This is a genomic window from Ensifer sp. 2TAB8 (assembly GCF_052115125.1).
In the GTDB taxonomy this organism is placed as follows: Bacteria; Pseudomonadota; Alphaproteobacteria; order Rhizobiales; family Rhizobiaceae; genus Ensifer.
This window is the reverse complement of the sequence record NZ_JBFRGB010000017.1, coordinates 1-12,656: the sequence shown is the minus strand read 5'-3', so window position 1 is coordinate 12,656 and position 12,656 is coordinate 1. Positions and strand designations below refer to the sequence as shown.

Sequence of the window (12,656 nt, the reverse complement as noted above, 5' to 3'; positions counted from 1 at the left end):
CGGTGCGTCTCCTTCTGACTGCGAAAAGAGAATTCCAGATTCTCTTTTCGCAGTCAATGCTTCGGCCTGTGTCCGGTTGCATCCTCCGGCTTCCCGCAATGCTCGTGTAATCCGCTCCCCTCAGAGTTCGGCAATGACGTTTCAAACAAGGACGGTTGTCGATGCGGTTGGTCGTCTTGCCAATGTGGATGCTACTGTTCGGTGCGGGCTCGAGTCATGCCGACGACAAAGGGCTGTGGATTGCGGACGATCCGCAGCGGACCGCACAGCATCTGTACGATCCCTGTCGTGATGGTCGGTTAAGTGACGGAACGCCGCGCACCTGCGCCGAGATCCGGCGCATGTATGGCGGCAAGAAGTGGGGCGATCGGTCCGAGCCGGACTATCGCCTGGATGCATGTTCCGATGGGCGCGTCAGCGACGGCCGCCCGCGCACATGCCGCGAATTGTTGGATTGGATGGAGCGTCGTTGATGATTTCAGAGCGCCGCCGCGCCCTTGCGAAGGCCGGGTACCTGCTAAAGCGAATGTTGCGATATCTGTCCTGGCCTCTGGTGTTCTTCTCTGGCCTGCTGGGTTCCTACTTCGCCTTTGCAAGCACGCACCCGATGATCGCTTTCGCGACGGTCTATGCCGTCGCAGTCTTTGCCCTGTTCCTTCTCGAGCGCTACATCCCCTACGAGCGGCGCTGGCTGCAATCGGATGGCGAGACGGTGAACGACATCGGGCATACGCTGGCGACGAAGGGGCTGCTGCAATTGGCGGGCCTGATCGCCGCCGTCTTCCCCATGTATGCCGCCAACATCCTGCAGCCGCTTGCCGCGCTGAAGTTCGGGCTGTGGCCGGCCGATTGGCCGATGGTGGTTCAGGTGGCGCTGGCCGTGGTGATCGCCGAACTAGGTCTCTATTGGGCGCATCGCATCGCCCATGAAAAGCTGTTCTTCTGGCGGTTTCACGCCCTGCATCACAGTGTCGTGCGGCTCTGGGTCATCAATACCGGCCGTTTCCACGTCGCCGATTCGGTCTTCAAGCTCGCGATGAGCCAGATCCCACTTTATTTCCTCGGCGCACCGCTCCATGTTTTCTGGTGGCTTGGGGCCGTTACGGCGTTCATGGGCATCCTTACCCATTGCAATGTCGATATGCGCACCGGTGTCTTCGACTATTTCTTCAGCACGCCGCGCCTTCACCGCTGGCACCATTCGAAAGACCTTCGCGAAGGCAACATGAACTACGGCGAGAACGTCGTGATCTGGGATCTGATTTTCAGGACCTACTACAATCCCAACCGCCCATCCTCCACCGACATCGGCATCAAGGGGCAGATCGCAAGGGGCTTTCTGAAGCAATTGGCCCAGCCCTTTACCAAGGAAGGCGTCCGCCAGATTCTGGGTCGCCCGGGCCGAGGCTCGTGATGGCCTGGAGGCCGCACCCGATCGTCTGACCGGGTGCGGCGCTGGACAGCTAGGAGGCAAAGGCCGGCTTGCGTTCGCCGATCCTCAGCACGTAGTAGATCGCCCCGCCGATCGCGACGCCGAAGAACCAGCCATAGATTCCCCACCAGGCCGGCAGGATGTTGGTGAATGTCGGCAGGATCGACGAGAACAGAGCGCCGATCGCAAAGGCGACGAAGGCGCTGCCGTGCCACCCGCCCTGGAAGCGGAACTCGCCGTCCTCATGGTAGAGCGCTTCGACGTTCAGTTGCCCCCTGCGGATGAGATAGTAGTCGACCATCATCACCCCGAAGATAGGCCCCATCGTCGATCCGATGAAGTTGACGAAATGCGCCGCACCCGTTTCCCAAGGGGCGAACGGATAGAGGATGAGGGCAATCAAGGCTGCGATATAGCCGCCGCGCTTGAAGTTGATCTGCCGCGGAAAGACGTTGGCGAAATCGAAGGCGGGCGACACGAAGTTCGCCACCACGTTGATGCCGAGCGTCGCGACGGCAAAGGTGAGCGCCGCAAGCAGCGCCAGGAACCAGCTGTCGAACTTCGCCGAAATCTGGTCCGGGTGCAGCAGCACTTCACCATAGACGGCAAAGGCGGCCGTCGTCGTCACGCCGGCAACCAGGCAGAAGGCAAGCAGGTTGATCGGCAGACCCCAGAGATTGCCTTTGCGCAGCGTCTTTACGTCGGTCGCATAACGCGAGAAGTCGCAGAAGTTCAGATAGAGAGCTGCGAAATAGGTGATCCAGGTGGCAGCGACCGCCGCAAGTGCGGGGAAGCTGCCGGGCTCCCAGGGCACGCCCGCATCCTTGGTTTTCTCGATGAGCACGTCGCGCGGAATTTCCGAGCCGAAGGAGAAGGTGCCCGATTTGATGATGAGATAGACGGCAAGGATCAGCATCATGATCCAGACCGCGGGGCCTGCCCAATCCTGGAACTTGCGCACGGTCTCCATGCCGCGCTGGATGATCAGCAGCTGCAGCGACCAGACGACAACGTAGCAGATCACCTCGAGCGTCGAGTGGCCGAGCATGTGGCTGTTCTGGTGGAAGGCCAGCATGCTTTCGTTACGGACGAGAAGGGCGACGATGGCGCCGGACGCCGCGGCCGTCTGCGCGCCATACCAGAAGCAGGCGACGACGGCGCGAACCAGGGCGGGTACGTTTGCGCCGAAGGTGCCGAAGGAGGCACGCGCAAGAACCGGGAAGGGCACGCCGGTGCGCACCCCCGCATTGCCGACGAGGCTCATCAGGAAGAAGATCACCAGCGATCCGATGCCGATCGCGATGACGAAGTTTACGAAGCTGCCGCAGAGCAGGAACAGACTTGCTGCGAGGTAATAGCCCCACAGGCTATGCACGTCGGATGTCCATACATTGAAGATGCTGAAAGCGCCCCAACGACGCTCCTCGGCCGGTGCCAGATCCTCGTTATACAACGAGGGCGACGGATCGCGTACTGCCATGTCTTCCTCCGTATATCCTCCGGGTCCCCCTCGGACCCGAGCCTTGATTCTGCTCCCGTTTTGAGTCGTTGCAAAAGTCTTTTTGGATTGTATGCAATTTCCGCTCAGGGCGGTGTTGTTGGCGGGTCAGGCGCCGAGCCTGTCCCGCTCTGCCAGCCGCCAGGCGCGGGGTGTCACGCCCGTCTGGCGCAGGAAGAAGCGGGAGAAATAGGCGGGATCGGCAAAGCCGAGGCGGAAGCTGATTTCCTGGACGCTGGCGCGGGTGAAAACGAGTTCTCGCCTCGCCTCACCGACAAGCTTTTGCGCGATCATCTCGTGAGCGCTGAGACCGGCGATCGCGCGTGTGATCCGGTTGAGATGGGTCGGCGACAGGCCGAGCTCGCGGGCATAGGCGGCGGCGGGCCAATGCGAGCGGTGGTGCTGCTGCAAAAGCGCCTGGAAGCGCTGGACCCTTCGTTCGTTTTCACTGTCTGCCGTATCGTCCCGCTCGTCGCTTGCCTCGTCGAGGCGCGCCGTCAGCGTCAGGACGGAGGTGAGGTAGGCATCCAGCAGGTCCGCGCGATTGCTGCGGCTGGTTTCCCATTCCTTGGCCAAACGTGTGAGGGTCGCTGCGATATAGGCGGCATCCTCGCGGTCATCGAGCCGGGTCATATGCGGCGCCGCGAGCCAGGAGCCGAGCCGGTTGCGCTCGCCGGGCGACGTCTTCAGATGGGACGCCAGAATGGTGAAGACGAAGCCGTCGATGTTGCGCGAGAAGCGGAAGCCGTGGTTAAGCGCCGGCGGAACGGTGATGACCATAGGCGGTTCGATCATGTGCACGCCACTGCCAAAGACCGCATCGCCCGAGCCGCCGGCAATGTACAAGATCTGAAAGAAGCTCTCGTGCCGGTGCAGCCCGATTTCCCAGTGGTAGAGGCTGCTTCGTGACGGGATGGTCTCGCAATGCAGCCAGAAATCCGGCCGTTCACCGGTCTTTTCTCCATAGAGCTCGTAGGTCGGAACCGTCTTCTTCATGTCGCGCGCTCTGAAGCCATGTTCGATTTGTGCAATTTCATGGCGGCTTTGTCCATTGAGAGCGAAGCCGGCCGCGCGCAGATTTTGTCAAAAGACAATTCTGCCGAAAGACAATGCCGGAGGAGAGCATGCGCACCAAGGTCGTCATCATCGGGTCGGGTCCATCGGGGCTGCTGCTTGGGCAATTGCTGACGGAGGCCGGTATCGACAATGTCATCCTCGATCGCGTGAGCAAGGACTATATCCTCGGCCGCGTGCGCGCCGGCGTGCTGGAGGAAGGGACGGTCGGTTTGATGGATCGCGCCAGGGCCGGCGCGCGGATGCACAAGGAGGGGCTGCCGCATGACGGCTTCTCGCTCGCCTTCGATGGCCGTGACCACCGTATCGATCTCATGCATTTGACCGGCGGCAAGCGTGTGATGGTCTATGGTCAGACGGAGCTGACGCGCGACCTGATGGAGCATCGCGAGCGATCCGGCGCGACGACGATCTATGAGGCCGCCCATGTCGAGCCGCATGATTTTGACGGCCATCTGCCCTACGTCACCTTTGAGAAGGATGGCGCAACCCAGCGCATCGACTGCGACTTCATCGCTGGCTGCGACGGCTTTCACGGTGTCAGCCGCAAGTCAGTGCCCGAAAAGGCGTTGCACACCTTCGAAAAGGTCTACCCCTTCGGCTGGCTTGGTATCCTCGCCGACGTGCCGCCGGTCGATCACGAACTTATTTATGCCAACCATCCGCGTGGCTTTGCGCTTTGCTCGATGCGCTCCCAGACGCGCAGCCGCTACTACATTCAATGCGCGGTGAGCGAAAAGATCGAAGACTGGTCCGACGACCGCTTCTGGGATGAGTTGCGCCGGCGGCTGCCGCAGCATCATGCCGAGGCGATGGTGACCGGACCGTCTTTCGAGAAGTCGATCGCGCCGCTCCGATCATTTGTCGCCGAGCCGATGCGTTTCGGCCGGCTCTTTCTGGTCGGCGATGCCGCCCATATCGTTCCGCCGACGGGCGCGAAGGGGCTGAATCTCGCGGCCAGCGACGTGCATTATCTCTTCGAAGGGCTGCTCGAGCACTATCAGGACCGCTCGAATGCCGGCGTTGACGCTTACTCCGCACGGGCCCTTGCGCGCGTCTGGAAGGCGGTGCGTTTCTCCTGGTGGATGACGACGATGCTGCACCGCTTTCCGGACACCGGGGATTTCGACCAGCGCATCCAGGAAGCCGAGCTCGACTACCTCACCCATTCGGTTGCCGCCGAGACGGTGCTTGCCGAGAATTATGTTGGGCTGCCGTACTGACGTTTCGCCGCGCCGTCAGTTCCACTCGTTCCTGAGCAGGCCGTAGATCGCCGTGTCCCAACGGGCGTTACCGACCTTGGCCGAGGATCGCCGCACGCCTTCCTCGCGAAAGCCGAGGCTGCGGTAGGTGCGGATTGCCGCCTCGTTGAACGTGTAGACGTTGAGTTCCAGTCGCTCGAAGGCGGGGTTGGCGAAGAAGCGGCTGGTTACCTCGCGCAGGAATGGCTGGGCGAGGCCCTGGCCGCGCATGCGCGGATTGATGGCGACCCGGCTGAGACGGCCGAGACCGTTCTGCCAATCGAGTGCTACCTGCGCATGGCCGGCAAGCTTGTCGTCGACCAGACCGGCGAACATGGACCGCCCGGGTTCGGCGCCAAAGGTTTCCGCGATCATGGCATCGAGCTGCCCCGCCTCGAGCGGGAAGGACAGGCCGGGGCCGCCCCATTGCACCAGCGCTTCGAGGTTCGAGAACCAGTCGAGCATTTCGGGAATGTGGCTTTGGGAAAAGGGTTCAACGAGGAGGGGAGAGGTCGGCATCAGGTCACCAGTCTGTTGGGCCTGCAATCTCGGTCGCCGGCCGGGGCTTGTAAAGCCACGAATTCCGGGCGTGCGGCTCAGAGTTTGGAGGCGACGTCGGTGGCCGCCTCGCGAATGGTCTGCATCAGGATGGACAGGGCCAGCGTCGGTGCCGCGTCGGCGCGCATGGTAAGCCCAACCGGGCCCTTGGTCTCGCTGGTGTCGATGGGCAGGATTGCGATCGTGCCATCGTCGACGTCGCTGGCGACCACGCCGGTGGAGATGATCCAGATCGCATCGCTCGCCCGGACGAAGGCGCGGCCGAAGGCATCGGACACGGTCTCGATCTGGTTCGGCAGGCTGGCGATGCCGTTGGTGATCAGGAAGCGCTCGACGAAAGGGCGGATGATCGAGGCGCGTGTCGGCATCAGCACCGGAAAATCCGCGAGCCGTGCAAAGGTGGAATGCGCGCCTGAAAGCAGCGGATGCCCGGCGCGCACGGCAAAAACCACTTGCTCGGAATAGAGGTGCTCGAAGGAAAAGCCCGTCATTTTCTCCGGTGCCGCAAGCCGCCCGACGACCAGATCGAGATCGCCGACGCGCAATTGCTCGAGGAGCACGGCGTTTTCGCCGGTGACGATCTTGATGCGGGCGCCGGTATCCTCCTTGAGGAAGAGCGTCATGGCGAGCGGCATGATCCGTGTCGAGACCGTCGGCAGCGCGCCGACCCTGACCGGAACGCCGTCGCCGTCGCGTTCCTGCGAGACGGAATCGAGCCCCTGCCGCAGGGCCGTCAGCGCTGCACCGGCGTGGCGCAGGAACACCTCGCCATAACGTGTTATCTTGATACCGCGCCCGTCGCGCTCGAAGACCGCGACGCCAAGTACCTCTTCGAGCTCGCGGATCGTCTTGGTTACGGCCGGTTGGCTGACATGCAGCAGTTCGGCCGCCTTCATGACGCTCTTCTGCCGGGAGACCTCGACAAAAGTCTGCAGATGGCGAAACTTGACCCGGGCGTCGATCATGGAATTCATAACCCTCAAGTTAATGAAATGCCATGAAATATCATTTTACCTAACCAGATTAAATATCCAATTTGGTGGCGGAGGAGAGAGCCCGTGCAGTTTGCCCGCATCAACGACATCACGATCCACTACCAGGTGATCGGCGCGACTGGCGAGCGTCCGGTGCTGGTTTTTGCCAATTCGCTCGGCACGGATTTTCGTATCTGGCGCGACGTCATCGTCCGGCTCGCCGGCGATTATGCTATCGTCCTCTATGACAAGCGCGGCCATGGCCTCTCCGATATCGGTCCGATCCCTTACGCGATCGAGGATCACGCCAACGACCTAGCCGGCCTGCTCGATATGCTCTCGGTCAAGCAGGCGATCGTATGCGGTCTTTCGGTCGGCGGGTTGATTGCGCAGTCGCTCTACCAGCGCCGGCCCGATCTTGTGCGTGCGCTGGTACTTTGCGACACGGCACACAAGATCGGTACGGCCGAGATGTGGGCGGCGCGCATCGCTGCCATCGAGGAACACGGCATCGAAGGGATCGCCGACGGTGTGCTCGAACGCTGGTTCACCCCGGCCTTCCGCCGGCCAGAAAACACCGCCTATGCCGGCTACCGCAACATGCTAGTGCGCCAGCCGGTGACCGGATACATCGCCACCTGCGCCGCCATCCGCGATGCCGATTACACCGAGGCCGCCGCCCGCATCGCGGTGCCCACGCTCTGTGTCGTCGGCGACCAGGACGGCTCGACGCCGCCGGATGTGGTGCTTGCGACTGCCCGCCTCATCCCGGGAGCCCGCTACGAAGTCATCCGCGATGCCGGTCACATTCCCTGCGTCGAAAACCCTGAAACCTTGACCGCGGTGCTTCGCGCCTTCTTTGAAATCGCAATGCATGGAGACAAGACCCATGAGTGACGCTTCTGCGCCCTCCGACCGCTATCGCCAGGGCATGGCCACGCGCCGGGCCGTGCTCGGCGACAATCACGTGGATCGGACGCAGTCGGGTTCCACCGAATTCGATCGCCCCTTTCAGGAGTTGATCACCGAAGCGGCCTGGGGCCATGTCTGGTCCCGGCCGACCTGGACGAAGCGCGAGCGCTCGATCGTGACGATCGCCCTGCTCGCCGCCCTCGGCCAGGACGACGAGGTGGCCATGCACGTGCGGGCGACGACCAACACCGGCGCAAGCCGCGAGGATATCTGCGAGGCGCTGCTGCATGTGGCGATCTATGCCGGCGTGCCGGCGGCCAACCACGCGATCAAGATCGCCAAGCAGGTGTTTGCCGAGATCGATGCCGGCAAGGCGGCCTGACGGGAGAAGATGATGTCCGACAGAACGAACGGAAAGCCGGAGACCGGCGCCTTCTTCCCGCGCGACCGTGGGTGGCACGCGCCGGCGCTGACGCCGGGCTACAAGACCTCGGTGCTGCGCTCGCCCCAGAAGGCGCTCCTGTCGCTCGACGGCACGATCTCGGAAATCACCGGTCCGGTCTTCGGTCATTCTATGATCGGCGAACTCGACAACGATCTGATCCACAATTTCGCGCGGGCGGGCGAAAGCGCCATCGGCGAGCGCATCATCGTTCATGGCCGGGTACTCGACGAGCGCGGGCGCGCGGTGCCGGGGGCGTTGCTGGAATTCTGGCAGGCCAATGCCGGCGGCCGATACCGCCACAAGAAGGAAAGCTATCTCGCGCCGCTCGACCCGAACTTCGGCGGCTGCGGCCGCACGATCACCGATGAAGACGGCTTTTACAGCTTCCGTACGATCAAGCCGGGCCCCTATCCCTGGCCGAATGGCGTCAACGACTGGCGTCCGGCCCACATTCATTTCTCGGTCTTCGGCCACGGTTTTGCGCAGCGTCTGATCACCCAGATGTATTTCGAGGGTGACCCGATGATCTGGAAGTGTCCGATCGTCAACACGATCCCCGATCGCCAGGCGATCGAACAACTGATCGCGCCGCTCGACTGGGCAAACACGATCCCGTTCGATGCCCGCGCTTACAAATTCGACATCGTGCTGCGCGGACGCCGCTCGACGCTGTTCGAGAACCGGCTGGAGGGTAACTGATGGTGCAGCAACTCGGTCATCTCAAGGAGACGCCCTCGCAGACGGCCGGTCCCTATGTGCATATCGGGCTGACCCCGAATTTCTGCGGCATTGGCGGCGTCTATGAAACCGACCTCGGCACACGGATGGTGAACGATGAGACGCTTGGCGAGCGTATTACCATAACCGGCCGCGTGATCGATGGCGCCGGTGCGCCGCTGAAGGACGCGCTCGTCGAGATCTGGCAGGCGGATGCGGCAGGTTTCCATAACTCGCCAACCGAAATGCGCGGCTCCGCGGACCCGAATTTCTCCGGCTGGGGGCGCTGTCCGACCGGCGCCGAAGACGGCGTCTTCACCTTCGAGACCGTGAAGCCTGGGCGCGTGCCGTTCAAGGACGGCCGGCCGATGGCGCCGCACATCACCTTCTGGATCGTCGCTCGCGGCATCAATATCGGGCTGCACACGCGCATGTACTTCCCCGAAGAGACGGAAGCGAATGCTCTCGATCCGCTCCTTGCGCGGATTGAACATCGCCATCGCGTTGCGACGCTTGTCGCAACCGGAGCGGCGCCTAATTATGTTTTTGACATTCACCTGCAGGGTGAGAAGGAAACGGTCTTCCTCGACATCTGAACAGGAATGTCACGCCTGGACATGGGGGCTCGGATGCCCTCATGCAGCAGGTGGCATTTCGTTCGGCAAGCAGAAACGGGGAAACCATGACCTATTCCGCCTTCGACCATCCTTATCTCTCGGGGCTTCTGGGTGATGAGGCGGTTGCCGCCGAGTTTTCGGCTTCCGCCGACATCCACGCAATGCTCGCCTTCGAGGCGGCGCTGGCGCGGGCGGAAGCCGTGCACGGGATCATCCCGGCGAGTGCGGCCGACCGGATTACCGAGGCCTGCCGCGCTTTCTCGCCCGATGTGATCGCGCTGAAGCGCGCCGTGGGTGTGGATGGGGTGGTCGTGCCAGAACTCGTCCGGCAATTGCGCGGTGCCGTCGGTCGCGAAGTTGCCGAATATGTGCACTATGGCGCGACCAGCCAGGACGTCATCGACACCAGCCTGATGTTGCGGATGAAGGCGGTTGCCGAGCTTTTTGCCGTCCGCCTCGGCAATGTCGTCTCGGTGCTCGAGGAATGCGACAGCGAATGGGGCGATCATTCGCTGATGGGGCGGACCCGGATGCAGGCGGCAATCCCGATCACGGTATCGGACCGGCTGCGCAGCTGGATCGAGCCGCTGCTCGATCATAAGGACCGTCTTGAGGCGATGGACCGCGATCTCTTCGCCGTCCAGTTCGGAGGCGTTGCCGGGACGCTCGATAAACTTGAGGGCCGGGCCGACGACGTGCGTGCGACGCTTGCCGAAGAACTGGGGCTCGCAGATTTTCCGCAATGGCATAGCCAGCGTTCCGAGGTGGCGGATTTTGCCAATGCGCTTTCGCTGGTGACCGGCAGCCTCGGCAAGTTCGGCCAGGATATCGCGTTGATGGCGCAGCAGGGCGACGAAATCGAACTCGCCGGTGGCGGTGCTTCCTCGGCGATGGCGCACAAGCAGAACCCGGTCGCGGCCGAGGTTCTGGTGTCATTGGCGCGGTTCAACGCGACCCAGCTCTCCGGTATGCATCACGCGCTGGTCCACGAGCAGGAACGCTCCGGGGCCGCGTGGACGCTCGAATGGCTGATCATGCCGCAGATGGCCGGAGCGACCGCGGCCGCTCTTCGTTTGGCTGCCGAACTTGCGAGCAACATACGCCGGCTCGGCAGTGCCTGAGTGTGCTGATCGCCTGCTGCTCAGCGCGCCGCGCGCAACATCGAACGATAACGAACCTGGCTGTTCTTGAGGTGCTGGCGCATGGCGGTGCGTGCCTGCTCCTCGTCGCCGTCCTGGATCGCGATGAGGATGGCCTCATGCTCCGCGATCAGTCGCGACAGTTCCTCTGACGCCAGCACGGTTTCTTCGCCGCTCTCCGATACTGCCCGACGGGGAATGAGCGCCGTGCCCAGCATCTGCAGGAACTGGCCGAAGCGCGGGTTGTTGGTCGCCTGGGCGATCGCGAGGTGGAAGTTGAAATCGGCCTCCGCAGTCGGGCGTCCTTCGGCGGCGCTCGCACAGAAGCTGTCGAACGCCTCGACGATTTTTTCTTCCTGCGCCGGCGAGCGACGAAGGGCGGCCAGTGCGGCCGCATCACCTTCGACTGCAGTTCTGAGCTCCAGCATTTCTATCAGCGAGGAGACGCGTGCCAGATCGATGCCGTGGAACGGCAATGCCGCCGTCGGAGCCGGCTCCAGCACGAAGACCCCGATGCCGTGCCTCGCTTCGACCAGCCCGCCGGAGCGCAGTGCCGCGATTGCTTCGCGCACGACCGTGCGGCTCACGCCGAATTCCTGGGTAAGCTGCGCCTCCGAAGGCAGGCGATCGCCCGGCTTGTAGTGCCCGCTGCTGATCTGGCCGCTGAGGGCGTCCGTCATCTTGGCCACCAGCGTCTTGCCTTGTGGCGTTGTGTTGTCGGGGGCGGTGACGTTGCTCATGGGCGTGGCCGTTTCTCGAACTTGGTTTGCGTTTCTGGATACGCCATTGCCGATCATCGGCGCAATCCATTGCCAAGGCTTGAGGCCTATTCCTCGAAGATCGGATCATCGACGAAGGCACCGCCCTGATAACGCACGAGCGAGTCGCGCGGCTGCGGTTTCGGGGTGTTGGCGGCAAGCTTGTCGCGGAAAACCTCGGCATTGTCCCTCGGTCGCCAGCCGAGCCATCCGATGTGCGAATTGTCCCACCAGCCGGCGTCGTTTGCCGACGCGCCCCAGATGACCGGGCAGCCGAGAACGGGCGCGCGGAATACGGCTTCGGTCAGGGAGACGAAATCGTCGTGCGAGAGCCAGGTGGAGAGCATGCGGTAGTTGACCGGTTCCGGCACGCAGGAGCCGATACGGAGCAGGGCAGTCTCCTGCCCGAACTTGTCGAAATACATCCGGGCAAGCGCTTCGCCGAAGCATTTGGAGACGCCGTAAAGGCCGTCCGGCCGGTAAGGCGCATCTGGGCCGAGCCGTTCGCTCTGCGGGTAGTAGCCGATCGTGTGGTTGGTGCTGGCGAAAAGGATGCGTGGCTGATGGTGGGCGCGGGCCGCCTCGTAGAGGTTGTAGAGACCGAGGATGTTGGCGTCGAGAATCTCCGAGAAGGGCCGCTCGACGGAGATGCCACCGAGATGCACGATCGCATCGCAACCGGCCACAAGCTCGTTGACGGCGCTGGCATCGGCGAGATCGCACTGGGTGCATTCTTCGTTTTCGGCGGGCGGATCGAGCGGCGCACGATCAGACAGACGGATCGTCTTGGCCAGTGGCGCGAGCTTTTTACGCATCACGCGACCCAGTTGGCCCGCTGCACCGGTGATCAGAAGTCGTTCCATCGCCTGTCCTCCCTCATGCCGGCGAAATGGCGTCCCACTCGCATTTTGCAGCATGTCATACAATATCGGCTAACATATAATACATCTTTCGCGCAATACCGGTGCGTCGCGCATGCATTGCATTCTGCGGCGATGCATTCCGCATGCAACTCGGTCTTTGCGAGAAGAAAGCCAAATCCATCTCTCATATGACAACATATATTATGAGATATTGACATGTGTGTGATGACTTGCTTAGTAGGGCGCGTCGAGTTTTAGGGAGGCTCCCACGAAATGACCCCCGAACAGATCAAGGCCGCGCTTGGCTCAGGCCTCCTTTCCTTCCCGGTGACGCATTTCGATGCCGAGGGCCGTTTCGCGCCGGACAGTTACCGGGCGCATGTCGAATGGCTGGCCGGCTACAAGGCGCCGGTGCTGTTTGCTGCCGG

General features: G+C 62.5%; 14 protein-coding genes and 1 pseudogene. 9 read left to right on the top strand and 6 right to left on the bottom strand.

What is annotated here, in order from left to right; genetic code table 11:
- Window positions 1-161: 161 nt before the first annotated feature.
- Together AB4Z53_RS24380 and AB4Z53_RS24375 are read left to right on the top strand one after the other, a co-directional pair.
- On the top strand, window positions 162-473 hold the full coding sequence (locus AB4Z53_RS24380; protein ID WP_441598045.1) for a hypothetical protein: 312 nt from the start codon (window positions 162-164) through the stop codon (window positions 471-473).
- Window positions 473-1,414, top strand: coding sequence for a sterol desaturase family protein (locus AB4Z53_RS24375; RefSeq protein WP_441598043.1), 942 nt, complete (start codon window positions 473-475; stop codon window positions 1,412-1,414). The genes AB4Z53_RS24380 and AB4Z53_RS24375 overlap by 1 nt, the downstream gene beginning before the upstream one ends.
- 49 nt (window positions 1,415-1,463) lie before the next feature.
- Here AB4Z53_RS24375 and AB4Z53_RS24370 read toward each other — a convergent pair whose 3' ends face one another.
- Both AB4Z53_RS24370 and AB4Z53_RS24365 read right to left on the bottom strand, forming a co-directional pair.
- Window positions 1,464-2,912 (bottom strand): NCS1 family nucleobase:cation symporter-1, encoded by a 1,449-nt coding sequence (locus AB4Z53_RS24370; protein ID WP_113539556.1) that lies wholly within the window; start codon window positions 2,910-2,912, stop codon window positions 1,464-1,466.
- Between the two features lie 126 nt (window positions 2,913-3,038).
- Window positions 3,039-3,926, bottom strand: a complete 888-nt coding sequence (locus tag AB4Z53_RS24365; protein WP_113539557.1) for a helix-turn-helix domain-containing protein — start codon at window positions 3,924-3,926, stop codon at window positions 3,039-3,041.
- A 128-nt stretch (window positions 3,927-4,054) separates the two neighbouring features.
- On the opposite strand from AB4Z53_RS24365, the gene pobA reads away from it, so the two are divergent.
- Window positions 4,055-5,227 (top strand): 4-hydroxybenzoate 3-monooxygenase, encoded by a 1,173-nt coding sequence (gene pobA / locus AB4Z53_RS24360; RefSeq protein ID WP_441598041.1) that lies wholly within the window; start codon window positions 4,055-4,057, stop codon window positions 5,225-5,227.
- Window positions 5,228-5,242: 15 nt separating this feature from the next.
- Here pobA and AB4Z53_RS24355 read toward each other — a convergent pair whose 3' ends face one another.
- Both AB4Z53_RS24355 and pcaQ read right to left on the bottom strand, forming a co-directional pair.
- Entirely contained in the window at window positions 5,243-5,764 is a 522-nt protein-coding gene (locus tag AB4Z53_RS24355) for a GNAT family N-acetyltransferase (protein WP_113539559.1), read from the bottom strand.
- A gap of 77 nt (window positions 5,765-5,841) precedes the next feature.
- Window positions 5,842-6,768, bottom strand: a complete 927-nt coding sequence (gene pcaQ / locus AB4Z53_RS24350; RefSeq protein ID WP_113539580.1) for a pca operon transcription factor PcaQ — start codon at window positions 6,766-6,768, stop codon at window positions 5,842-5,844.
- A 93-nt stretch (window positions 6,769-6,861) separates the two neighbouring features.
- Between pcaQ and pcaD the strand changes: the two genes are divergently transcribed.
- The 5 genes from pcaD (at window position 6,862) to AB4Z53_RS24325 (ending at window position 10,589) form a co-directional block, all read left to right on the top strand.
- Complete coding sequence (gene pcaD / locus AB4Z53_RS24345; RefSeq protein ID WP_113539560.1) at window positions 6,862-7,674, top strand: 3-oxoadipate enol-lactonase; 813 nt, start codon at window positions 6,862-6,864, stop codon at window positions 7,672-7,674.
- A complete protein-coding gene (gene pcaC, locus AB4Z53_RS24340) occupies window positions 7,667-8,071 on the top strand; it encodes a 4-carboxymuconolactone decarboxylase (protein WP_113539561.1) in 405 nt (134 codons plus the stop codon). Before pcaD ends, pcaC begins: the two co-directional genes overlap by 8 nt.
- A gap of 12 nt (window positions 8,072-8,083) precedes the next feature.
- Entirely contained in the window at window positions 8,084-8,833 is a 750-nt protein-coding gene (gene pcaH / locus AB4Z53_RS24335) for a protocatechuate 3,4-dioxygenase subunit beta (protein ID WP_441598038.1), read from the top strand.
- The gene (gene pcaG / locus AB4Z53_RS24330) at window positions 8,833-9,447 is read left to right on the top strand and encodes a protocatechuate 3,4-dioxygenase subunit alpha (RefSeq protein ID WP_441598036.1); all 615 of its coding nucleotides are present in this window, start codon (window positions 8,833-8,835) and stop codon (window positions 9,445-9,447) included. Before pcaH ends, pcaG begins: the two co-directional genes overlap by 1 nt.
- 86 nt (window positions 9,448-9,533) lie before the next feature.
- Window positions 9,534-10,589 (top strand): 3-carboxy-cis,cis-muconate cycloisomerase, encoded by a 1,056-nt coding sequence (locus AB4Z53_RS24325; RefSeq protein ID WP_441598035.1) that lies wholly within the window; start codon window positions 9,534-9,536, stop codon window positions 10,587-10,589.
- Between the two features lie 20 nt (window positions 10,590-10,609).
- On the opposite strand, the gene AB4Z53_RS24320 is transcribed toward AB4Z53_RS24325, so the two are convergent.
- Window positions 10,610-11,347, bottom strand: coding sequence for a FadR/GntR family transcriptional regulator (locus tag AB4Z53_RS24320; protein WP_441598034.1), 738 nt, complete (start codon window positions 11,345-11,347; stop codon window positions 10,610-10,612).
- Window positions 11,348-11,433: 86 nt separating this feature from the next.
- Complete coding sequence (locus AB4Z53_RS24315; protein WP_441598033.1) at window positions 11,434-12,228, bottom strand: NAD-dependent epimerase/dehydratase family protein; 795 nt, start codon at window positions 12,226-12,228, stop codon at window positions 11,434-11,436.
- A 273-nt stretch (window positions 12,229-12,501) separates the two neighbouring features.
- On the opposite strand from AB4Z53_RS24315, the pseudogene AB4Z53_RS24310 reads away from it, so the two are divergent.
- A pseudogene (locus AB4Z53_RS24310) lies at window positions 12,502-12,656 on the top strand (5-dehydro-4-deoxyglucarate dehydratase); the annotation flags it as partial.

What these genes read in the sequence shown, in the direction of transcription:
- AB4Z53_RS24370 (WP_113539556.1), bottom strand. Translation starts at nt 2,912, where the DNA reads ATGGCAGTACGCGATCCGTCGCCCTCGTTGTATAACGAGGATCTGGCA.
- AB4Z53_RS24355 (WP_113539559.1), bottom strand. Translation starts at nt 5,764, where the DNA reads ATGCCGACCTCTCCCCTCCTCGTTGAACCCTTTTCCCAAAGCCACATT.
- pcaQ (WP_113539580.1), bottom strand. Translation starts at nt 6,768, where the DNA reads ATGATCGACGCCCGGGTCAAGTTTCGCCATCTGCAGACTTTTGTCGAG.
- pobA (WP_441598041.1), top strand. Translation starts at nt 4,055, where the DNA reads ATGCGCACCAAGGTCGTCATCATCGGGTCGGGTCCATCGGGGCTGCTG.
- pcaC (WP_113539561.1), top strand. Translation starts at nt 7,667, where the DNA reads ATGAGTGACGCTTCTGCGCCCTCCGACCGCTATCGCCAGGGCATGGCC.
- AB4Z53_RS24325 (WP_441598035.1), top strand. Translation starts at nt 9,534, where the DNA reads ATGACCTATTCCGCCTTCGACCATCCTTATCTCTCGGGGCTTCTGGGT.
- pcaH (WP_441598038.1), top strand. Translation starts at nt 8,084, where the DNA reads ATGTCCGACAGAACGAACGGAAAGCCGGAGACCGGCGCCTTCTTCCCG.
- AB4Z53_RS24380 (WP_441598045.1), top strand. Translation starts at nt 162, where the DNA reads ATGCGGTTGGTCGTCTTGCCAATGTGGATGCTACTGTTCGGTGCGGGC.
- AB4Z53_RS24365 (WP_113539557.1), bottom strand. Translation starts at nt 3,926, where the DNA reads ATGAAGAAGACGGTTCCGACCTACGAGCTCTATGGAGAAAAGACCGGT.
- pcaG (WP_441598036.1), top strand. Translation starts at nt 8,833, where the DNA reads ATGGTGCAGCAACTCGGTCATCTCAAGGAGACGCCCTCGCAGACGGCC.
- AB4Z53_RS24375 (WP_441598043.1), top strand. Translation starts at nt 473, where the DNA reads ATGATTTCAGAGCGCCGCCGCGCCCTTGCGAAGGCCGGGTACCTGCTA.
- AB4Z53_RS24320 (WP_441598034.1), bottom strand. Translation starts at nt 11,347, where the DNA reads ATGAGCAACGTCACCGCCCCCGACAACACAACGCCACAAGGCAAGACG.
- AB4Z53_RS24315 (WP_441598033.1), bottom strand. Translation starts at nt 12,228, where the DNA reads ATGGAACGACTTCTGATCACCGGTGCAGCGGGCCAACTGGGTCGCGTG.